This window comes from Yoonia sp. (assembly GCF_017854415.1).
GTDB lineage: Bacteria > Pseudomonadota > Alphaproteobacteria > Rhodobacterales > Rhodobacteraceae > Yoonia.
The window spans coordinates 1-8,702 of sequence record NZ_JAFMHR010000098.1; the positions used below are offsets into that span (position 1 = coordinate 1).

The 8,702-nt window shown below is 55.5% G+C and carries 10 protein-coding genes; 9 read left to right on the forward strand and 1 reads right to left on the reverse strand.

Features of this window, described 5'->3' with window-relative positions; translation table 11 throughout:
* Window positions 1-189: 189 nt before the first annotated feature.
* The 3 genes from QZ197_RS11405 to QZ197_RS11415 all read left to right on the forward strand — a co-directional run bounded on the left by QZ197_RS11405 (window position 190) and on the right by QZ197_RS11415 (window position 3,899).
* Window positions 190-1,830, forward strand: a complete 1,641-nt coding sequence (locus QZ197_RS11405) for an AMP-binding protein (RefSeq protein WP_296432092.1) — start codon at window positions 190-192, stop codon at window positions 1,828-1,830.
* Window positions 1,823-2,596: a crotonase/enoyl-CoA hydratase family protein gene (locus QZ197_RS11410; RefSeq protein ID WP_296432093.1), complete on the forward strand. Its 774-nt coding sequence runs from the start codon at window positions 1,823-1,825 to the stop codon at window positions 2,594-2,596. Before QZ197_RS11405 ends, QZ197_RS11410 begins: the two co-directional genes overlap by 8 nt.
* Window positions 2,597-2,906: 310 nt before the next feature.
* Window positions 2,907-3,899 (forward strand): TraB/GumN family protein, encoded by a 993-nt coding sequence (locus QZ197_RS11415; protein ID WP_296432094.1) that lies wholly within the window; start codon window positions 2,907-2,909, stop codon window positions 3,897-3,899.
* Here the strand turns inward: QZ197_RS11415 and QZ197_RS11420 are convergent.
* Window positions 3,896-4,546, reverse strand: coding sequence for a DUF2161 family putative PD-(D/E)XK-type phosphodiesterase (locus tag QZ197_RS11420; RefSeq protein WP_296432096.1), 651 nt, complete (start codon window positions 4,544-4,546; stop codon window positions 3,896-3,898). The two genes, QZ197_RS11415 and QZ197_RS11420, sit on opposite strands and share 4 nt — an antisense overlap.
* Before the next feature lie 126 nt (window positions 4,547-4,672).
* Here QZ197_RS11420 and QZ197_RS11425 point away from each other — a divergent pair, with 126 nt between their 5' ends.
* From QZ197_RS11425 to QZ197_RS11450, 6 genes are all read left to right on the forward strand, one after another.
* On the forward strand, window positions 4,673-5,590 hold the full coding sequence (locus tag QZ197_RS11425; RefSeq protein ID WP_296432097.1) for a manganese-dependent inorganic pyrophosphatase: 918 nt from the start codon (window positions 4,673-4,675) through the stop codon (window positions 5,588-5,590).
* 28 nt (window positions 5,591-5,618) lie between these two features.
* Complete coding sequence (locus QZ197_RS11430; RefSeq protein WP_296432098.1) at window positions 5,619-6,494, forward strand: TIGR01459 family HAD-type hydrolase; 876 nt, start codon at window positions 5,619-5,621, stop codon at window positions 6,492-6,494.
* Between the two features lie 90 nt (window positions 6,495-6,584).
* A complete protein-coding gene (locus QZ197_RS11435) occupies window positions 6,585-7,028 on the forward strand; it encodes a MaoC family dehydratase (protein WP_296432099.1) in 444 nt (147 codons plus the stop codon).
* 48 nt (window positions 7,029-7,076) lie between these two features.
* Window positions 7,077-8,018, forward strand: a complete 942-nt coding sequence (locus QZ197_RS11440; protein ID WP_296432100.1) for a bifunctional riboflavin kinase/FAD synthetase — start codon at window positions 7,077-7,079, stop codon at window positions 8,016-8,018.
* On the forward strand, window positions 8,008-8,475 hold the full coding sequence (locus QZ197_RS11445) for a YcgN family cysteine cluster protein (protein WP_296432101.1): 468 nt from the start codon (window positions 8,008-8,010) through the stop codon (window positions 8,473-8,475). The genes QZ197_RS11440 and QZ197_RS11445 overlap by 11 nt, the downstream gene beginning before the upstream one ends.
* Window positions 8,476-8,702, forward strand: a 227-nt coding sequence (locus QZ197_RS11450; RefSeq protein WP_296432102.1) for a beta-eliminating lyase-related protein, incomplete at its 3' end; no start/stop codon positions are given.

Genomic DNA, 8,702 nt, shown 5'->3' on the forward strand with positions numbered 1-8,702 from the left:
GTCTTCAAGGTTGGATACATCTTAGCACGCTGTCCAGTTTTGCCGGACCACTTCAGACTGCCCCATTCGGCACCAACCTGAACACACCATTTAGCCATAAATTGACGCGCTGAAATTCAAGAAATCCTCTTGCTTCAGACCCAGAAATTGGGAATTGACAGGAATTGAACAATTGTTCATTTTTGGCAAATGTTAAAGCAGCAGAAGTCTTTGCAGGACACCCGTGCCAATTTTGTTTGGGACATTCCCGCACGCTATAATATTGGCGTCGACATCTGCGATAAACATGCCGCTGCAACGCCTGATCGCACCGCGATTATTGATGTCGACGACGCTGGCCTAGCGACCGAAATCAGCTTTGGCGCGCTACGCGATCTGTCCAATCAACTGGCCAACGCGCTTGCAAGTACAGCCCAGGCTGGCGACCGGATCGCTGTCCTTTTGCCCCAATGCATCGAGACCGCAGCCGCCCATATCGCAGCCACGAAAATGGGCGCAATTTCTTTGCCGCTGTTCACCCTTTTCGGGCCCGAAGCCTTGCTGCACCGTCTGCGCGATTCAGGTGCAAGTGTGGTTGTCACCAACGCCCATGGCGCCGGTATTTTGACCGATCTTGCAGATGAACTTCCCGCTTTGAAACGCATCCTTTGTATCAATGGCGCGCAGCCAAACGCGGATTGTTTTCATGCGGCTTGCGCCGCGCAGCCTACCAAATTCACGCCTCTCGACACCGCCGCCGATGACCCGGCAATCCTGATCTACACCTCTGGCACCACAGGTCCGCCCAAGGGCGCATTGCTGCCCCATCGCGTGTTATTAGGCCATCTACCCGGCGTTGAAATGAGCCATGATTTCTTTCCCCAACAGGGCGATAAAATCTGGACCCCCGCCGATTGGGCTTGGATTGGCGGCCTGCTGGATGTGTTGATGCCAGCGCTACACCACGGCGTCCCGGTTGTGGCATGCCGTTTTCGCAAGTTTACGGCCAAAGCCGCCTTTGATTTGATCCGAACTCACGACATTCGCAATGCGTTTTTGCCGCCAACGGCGCTCAAACTGATGCGTCTCGACACGCCAGACACGCCTGTTCCCATGCGGTCGGTGGCGAGCGGTGGTGAAACCTTGGGCAAAGAACTGATCGCTTGGGGCCAGCAGGTCTTTGGCACGACAATCAACGAATTCTACGGGCAAACCGAATGCAACATGATCGTGTCCTCTTGCGCAGCACTTGAACCCGCTGAACCGGGTGTGATGGGCTTTGCCGTGCCCGGCCACTTAGTCGACGTCATAGACGAAGCCACCGCAACACCATGCGACATCAACCAAGAAGGCAGCATCGCAGTGCGTGCGCCCGATCCGGTAATGTTTCTGCGGTACTGGAATAACCCTGATGCGACCGCTGCAAAATTCATCCGTATCGGCGTGGACGATTGGCTGCTGACCGGCGACAAGGGCTGCAAAACACCCACAGGCCGCATTCAATTCATCGGGCGCGACGACGATATCATCAGCTCTGGCGGCTACCGTATCGGACCTGCCGAAATCGAAGACTGCCTGCTGACCCACCCCGCCGTGCAATTAGCCGGTGTCGTCGGCCAACCCGATCCGATCCGTGGGGCGATCGTGGCGGCTTACATCCAACTTGCGGAAGGTGTCGCAGGCTCTGACGCGCTCGCGAGTGAAATCGCGAACCACGTCAGATCAAGGTTGGCCGCCTACGAATTTCCCCGCGTGGTCCGTTTCATCGACGACATGCCAATGACAACCACTGGCAAAATCATCCGCGCTAACCTGCGGGCTCGCGCTGAACAAGAGGTTCCAAATGACTGACGATTGCGTCCTCTACCAAGCCGCCAATGGCGTCGCGACGATCACCCTGAACCGACCCGGGCAGCGCAATGCCATAAATCCCGCGGTCTGCGACGCCATGCGCGCGGCCTTTGATCAGGTCGAGGACGATCCCGAAGTGCGCGTCGCAATCCTGACAGGTGCTGGCGCGCTGTTTTGCGCGGGCATGGACCTTAAGGCTTTCTCGCAAGGTGCGGGCGACATCATTCTTTTCGGGCAATACGGCTTTGGTGGTTTCGTCAAAAGGCCGCGTAGCAAACCCGTCATCGCTGCCGTCGAAGGTGCCGCAATCGCGGGCGGGTTCGAGTTGATGCTGGCCTGCGAAATGGTCGTGGCAGGCGCTTCCGCGCAATTCGCCCTGCCAGAGGTCCGGATTGGATTAATCCCCGGTGCGGGCGGCGCCGTCCGCTTGCCGGTCAGCGTGCCACGTGTTCGCGCCAATGAAATCCTGCTGACTGGTAAGCCATTTGGCGCACAAGAAGCTGCCGATTGGGGCGTGATCAACCGTGTGGTTCCAGATGGCGAAGCGCTTAAATCTGCGCTGGAAATCGCGTCTAACATTGCCACAAACGCGCCGCTGGCTGTCAAACATACACTTGCGCTGGCCCAAGCAGCACATGCCGCTAACGATGCGGCCCACTGGCCAGAGAACGACATGATCATCACGCAAATCGCACAGACCGCTGACGCGGCCGAAGGTGCGCGGGCATTCATCGAAAAACGCCCCCCCGTTTGGCAAGGAAAGTAGCTAAGGGGCTGGGCGACGGGAGCATTCACCGCTTCTTAACCAATGCCGTGCTAACTTTTCTGCAGGGCCAAACAATTGTGGCTGGAACACACCAATTGTTGGCTCTAGGACACAAACAATTACAAGTGGTATGCGTTTTCTAAGTATTCTCGGTCCTGAAGCGACCTTTCTTCTTTCTGCTGCCTGCATCGGCTTTGTCTTGAAATCGGTGATGTAGGCTGTAAACGGCATGCTTGTGCCCGCGCAGGGTTTGAACCTTGCGCCAAAGCGCCTACCTTTGATCGTGATACTGCGACAAAGGATGACCGCAATGCTCCGACTTGCTGCCGCAACTGCCTTTATGACAACGCTCAGCTTGCCTGCCGCTGCGGCATGCGTAGGAGACAGCTATTTCGATCTGATGACCGAAGCGCAGAAAGCACAGCTTTCCGCCAGCATCGCGGATATGCCTTACGCAGAGGGGCTGACTTGGGCAGCGGTCAAAGGTGGTGACACGCTTACCATCGTCGGGACGATGCACATCTATGACCCTCGGCTTGAGGTGATCCGCGATAAAGTTGCTGACGCGGTACAAAACTCTGACCTCGTCATGCTCGAAGCGACCCCCGAAGAAGAAGCAAAGCTGCAAGAATTAATTGCCACCGACCCCGGACGTTTGTTCATCGTCGACGGGCCAACCCTGCCCGAACGCTTGGACGTTGAAACATGGCAATTGGTGGCAGATGCCGCGACACAGCGCGGTATTCCATCATTTATGGCCGCCAAAATGCAGCCTTGGTATCTGTCCCTGACCCTCGCCATTCCGGCCTGTGCCATCCAAGAAATGTTGTCTGGCGTCAGCGGGTTGGACAAAATGATCATCCAAGATGCACAAGCTGCGAATGTACCGTTGCAAGCGGTCGAACCTTTCACGACGCTTTTTGATCTGTTCAAGGGCCAGACCATTGAAGAACAAATCGACATGCTGCGCGTCAACATGCTCGCCCCTGATCTGCAACAGCAGATGTTTGTTTCCATGCTTGATCTCTATTTTGCCGAGGACGTGGGCCGGTTGTGGGACATGTCGCGCATAGCGATTGCGGAAATGCCTGAACTTGACCCCACAGAAAGCATGGCGATGTTTGAAGACATGCAAGACGCGCTGCTGGATAGCCGAAACCGCAACTGGATTCCCGTGATCACTGACGCGACCCAAACCCATGATGATATTGTTGTAGCAGTAGGTGCAGCGCATTTGATTGGCGATCAGGGCATCCTGCAATTACTCGAAAACGAAGGCTGGACGATCACCCGCATCCCTTAAGCGTCGCCAAAATCTTTCAAACCTTTGCGACCCGTTGCAGTCAATTCGTAAATCCCGCGCTCTACCCGCGTGAACCAGCCATAGTGATCTGCCGCCATAATTGCGGTCGCTTGGGGAACTTCGGCCCACGCTTTGACTTGCGCGCCTTTGGATGGTCCATGCACGGCTAAAAACCGCGCGCATTTCAACGCATCTTGACGGTAGCCCGTAATGATACCGTGCCGTGTCGCACCCCCCGCATTGGGATCACCATCCAACCGATCAAATGCACGCAACAACCGCGTCTTTTTCTTTTTTGAGACACGCGCGGCATAAGGTCCGGGATCAGCCAGAACATCAATATGACCATCACGCAAACGGACTGTCATCACACCAAGCCCCGCGCGGCGGGCAAGTTTCACATTCGCCTTCAATGCCTTAGCCTTTCCGCCAGAAGGGATCGCCAAATAGACGTTGTCGGTGATGGCAAGCCGTTCAATCCCTTGATGAAACAGCGCTAGCGAGAACCCCAACTTTAGCTCGACCACCACCAGATCATCATCGCGGCGACCAACCACATCTGCCGCCCCCACTTCGCCTTTGACGGCGTAGCCTTGGCGTTGCAAATAGGCCTTGATCGCGGGGTACAGATCGGCTTCGCGTGGCATCGGTTTTTCATCTCCTGACAGATAGCCAAATCGAATTCACGAACAGGCGCAACCTGAATGGGGTGACAGTACTGACAGGCGCTCTTATATACACCACAAACATAGACCCCATGATAGGTGACCCGCATGACAACGCTCGTATTTGGCCATAAATCCCCCGACACTGACAGCACAGGATCGCCGCTGATTTGGGAGTGGTTCCTGAGCCACACCGGCATGGACGCCAAAGCGGCGCTGCTTGGCACCCCCAACACCGAAGCGGCATTTGTTGCCAAACGTTGGAAGTTTGACCTTCCTGACATCATCGAAGACGTCGAAGATGATCAGTCGTGTGTGATCGTCGACACCAACAACCCTGCCGAACTGCCTGCGAACATCAACAACGCGGACGTGCTAGCAATCATCGACCACCACAAACTGGCTGGCGGGCTAGAGACAAAGAACCCGATCAACATCACGATTCGGCCCTTGGCCTGCACTGCCACGATCATGCATCAAATGATGGGCGAACATGCGGACCATATGCCCGAAGGCATCAAGGGCTTGATGCTATCTTGCATTCTGTCCGACACGCTGGCTTTCCGGTCGCCAACGACCACCGCAATGGACAAGGATCTGGGCGAGGCGTTGGCCAAAGACCTCGGGATCAAGATCGCGGATTACGCGGACGAAATGTTTGCGGCAAAATCCGACATCTCTGCGTTTTCTGACGCTGAATTACTGCGCATGGATAGCAAAGAGTACAGCGTAGAGGGCAAGAAATTCCGCGTCTCGGTTTTGGAAACAACATCCCCAAAGGTCGTTCTGGACCGTAAATCATCGCTGATGGACACAATGCCAATCGTTGCAAACGAAGATGGCGTCGATCAAGTGCTGCTGTTCGTCGTGGACATTATCAAAGAGGAAGCGACGATGCTGATCCCCAATGATTTCACCAAGACAGTGGCTGAAAAGTCGTTCGATGCAAAAGTCGAAGGCGATAGCGTCGTGCTTCCTGGTGTAATGAGCCGCAAAAAGCAGATCATTCCCGCGCTCAAAGTCTAAATTAACTATCTCATCAAAGGCGGCTCGCATGACCCAGATTATCGAACAATTCGCAGAAATCTCGGGGCAATATGACGCCGCGTTTGTGGACCTATGGGGCTGCATGCACAACGGCGTGGCGGCCATGCCCGCCGCGGTTGCTGCAATGCAGAAATACCGCGCTGCGGGGGGCATCGTGGTGCTTGTCACCAATTCTCCCCGCCCGTGGGATTCGGTCGCGCGCCAGATCAACGGCTTTGGCATCCCTGACGATGCATGGGACGCGATCGCGACATCCGGCGACAGCGCGCGCGCGGCGATGTACCGTGGAATTGTTGGCGAAAAGATCTGGTTTATGGGCGAAAGCCCCCGTGACGATGACTTTTTCAAGCCGCTGAGTATTATTGAAGACCCCGTTAATATTCAAAAGGTCCCGTTGGATCAGGCAGAAGGCATCGTTTGCTGTGGCCCCAGCGATCCACTTGCGGACGTAGACGTGAACCGGCCCGAGTTCCTTTATGCAAAGCAAAAGGGCCTGAAACTACTTTGTGCAAACCCCGATATTATCGTGGATCGCGGCGAAGTTCGCGAATGGTGCGCGGGTGCGCTGGCTGCACTTTATACGGAAATGGGTGGCGAAAGCCTCTATTTCGGCAAACCACATCCACCGATTTATGACCTCGCGCGCCGCAGGCTCGCTGCACTGGCCAATTCTCCATCTGATCCACGCATCATCGCAATCGGTGATGGCATCGGAACAGATGTCTTGGGCGGCGTCCAAGAAGACCTAGATGTGCTGTTCATCTCTGGCGGGCTTGCTGCGTCAGAAACCAAAACCGTCCGGCAGCCTGATCCAGACGCGCTTGCCGCCTATCTGCAAGGCGAACAAATGAGCGCGACCTACACAATCGGGCACCTTCGGTAGAAGAATCGCTTGATCTTTCTGCGTTTGCAAAGTAATAAAATTACAAATTAGATACATACCTAGTTTTTTTATTACCTGACGGAGACTGAAATGTTGGACAATGCACCCCGCGGAACGATCTGCATCGAAGATATCGAAATCGGTATGGTTCGGTCGATCAGTAAGGTGATCACTGACCGCGACATCGAAATGTTCGCCGAAGTTTCCACTGACCGGAACCCTGTGCATCTGGACGAGGACTATGCCCAAGAAACGATTTTTGGTGGACGCATCGCGCACGGCATGCTGACCGCTGGTTTGGTCAGCGCCGTTATTGGCGAACAACTGCCCGGACATGGCACAGTTTACCTTGGGCAAAGCTTGAAGTTTTTGGCCCCTGTGCGCCCCGGTGATCTGGTGCTGGCAGAGGTCGAAGTCACTGACATCGACCATTCCAGACGCCGCGTGACGATGAACACCCGCTGCATTGTGAACAACAAAAAAGTGTTGGTCGGCGACGCAACTGTTTTGGCGCCATCGCGTAAATTCGACTAAGCGCTGCGGCGTACTTGCACGCCCTAGCGGCGTCCGGTACGCAAAGCCATGCGCATTATACGTGACACCGTTTTCATTGATCCATCCGACCGCGGCGCTGCTGCGGCTATTGGCAATTTCGACGGCGTACATATCGGCCACCGCGCGGTTATCGATCTGACGCGCAAGGCCGCAAGAGCCGCGAACGCACCCTTGGGGATCATGACGTTCGAACCGCACCCGCGCAGCTATTTTTCCCGCGAAGACAGCCCCTTTCGTTTGATGAGCGCCGAAGCAAAGGCCAATCGTTTGGCAAAGCTTGGTGTCGAAAAGCTGTACGAAGTGCCTTTCAACGATGCACTGGCCAGCCTGACGCCCCGCGAATTTGCGCAAACGATTATCGCAGATCAGCTAGGCCTGAAACACGTGGTTGTCGGCGCTGATTTTTGCTTTGGCAAAGGCCGCGCTGGGACTGTCGCAGATTTGGAAGACTTCGGCGCCGAAATGGGCTTTGGGGTGACCATCGCCCCAATCGTTTCCATCGACACGGCCAACGTATCATCCACCGCGATCCGCCAAGCATTGACCGACGGCAAACCGCGCGACGCCGCCGCGATGCTGGGCCACTGGCACCGGATCGAAGGCGAGGTCATTCGCGGCAAACAACGCGGTCGCGAATTGGGCTATCCTACTGCCAATATGTCGATCAATGGCTTGCACCCGCCAAAATTCGGGGTCTATGCGGTGAAAGTCGATGTTCTCGATGGGCCTCACAAAGGCACTTATAACGGTGCAGCCTCGATCGGCGTGCGGCCGATGTTTGGGGAAAACGTGCCCAATTGCGAAACGTTTATCTTTGATTTCAAAGGTGATCTGTACGGAACAACCCTATCGGTGGCCTTGGTCGATTACCTGCGGCCAGAGCTGAAATTCGATGGGCTGGACGCGCTGATCGCCCATATGGACGCCGATTGTGCCAAAGCCCGCGAGATTTTAGCCGATGTGCGCTGACATCCCGCGCGACGGATTGGCGAACCGGTTTTGGGAAACCAAACCGATGGCCAAACTGAACCCGAAGGAATGGGAAGCACTGTGCGACGGCTGTGGCAAATGCTGCCTGAACAAGCTGGAAGATGAAGAAGGCACAGTCGCATTGACCCGCGTCGCCTGCCGCCTGCTGGACAACACCACATGCCTGTGCGGAAACTATGCAAAGCGGCACCAATTTGTCCCCGAATGCATCGTGCTGAACCCCAAAACAATTGCTGACAATTTGTATTGGCTGCCGCTCACCTGCGGATACCGCTTGGTGTTTGAGGGTCGCCCGCTTTATGACTGGCACCCTTTAATCTCGGGTGATCCAAACTCGGTCCACGAGGCCGGCGTATCAATGCAGGGTCAAACAATTTCCGAAGTCACTGTCGATGAAGACGACTGGGAAGACTACATCATCGAGGAGCCATACTAGATGTTTTTCGCCTCTGACAACGCAGGGCCCGCGCATCCAAAAGTGATGGATGCCTTGATCGCCGCCAACCAAGGATACGCCTCTGGCTATGGCGCAGACCCGATCATGGACGAAGTCCGCGCCCAAGTCCGCGACGTGTTTGAAGCCCCAGATGCAGCCGTCTATCTGATCATCAACGGCACGGCTGCGAACGCAGTTTTGCTGGGCACCATGTCCCAACCTTGGCA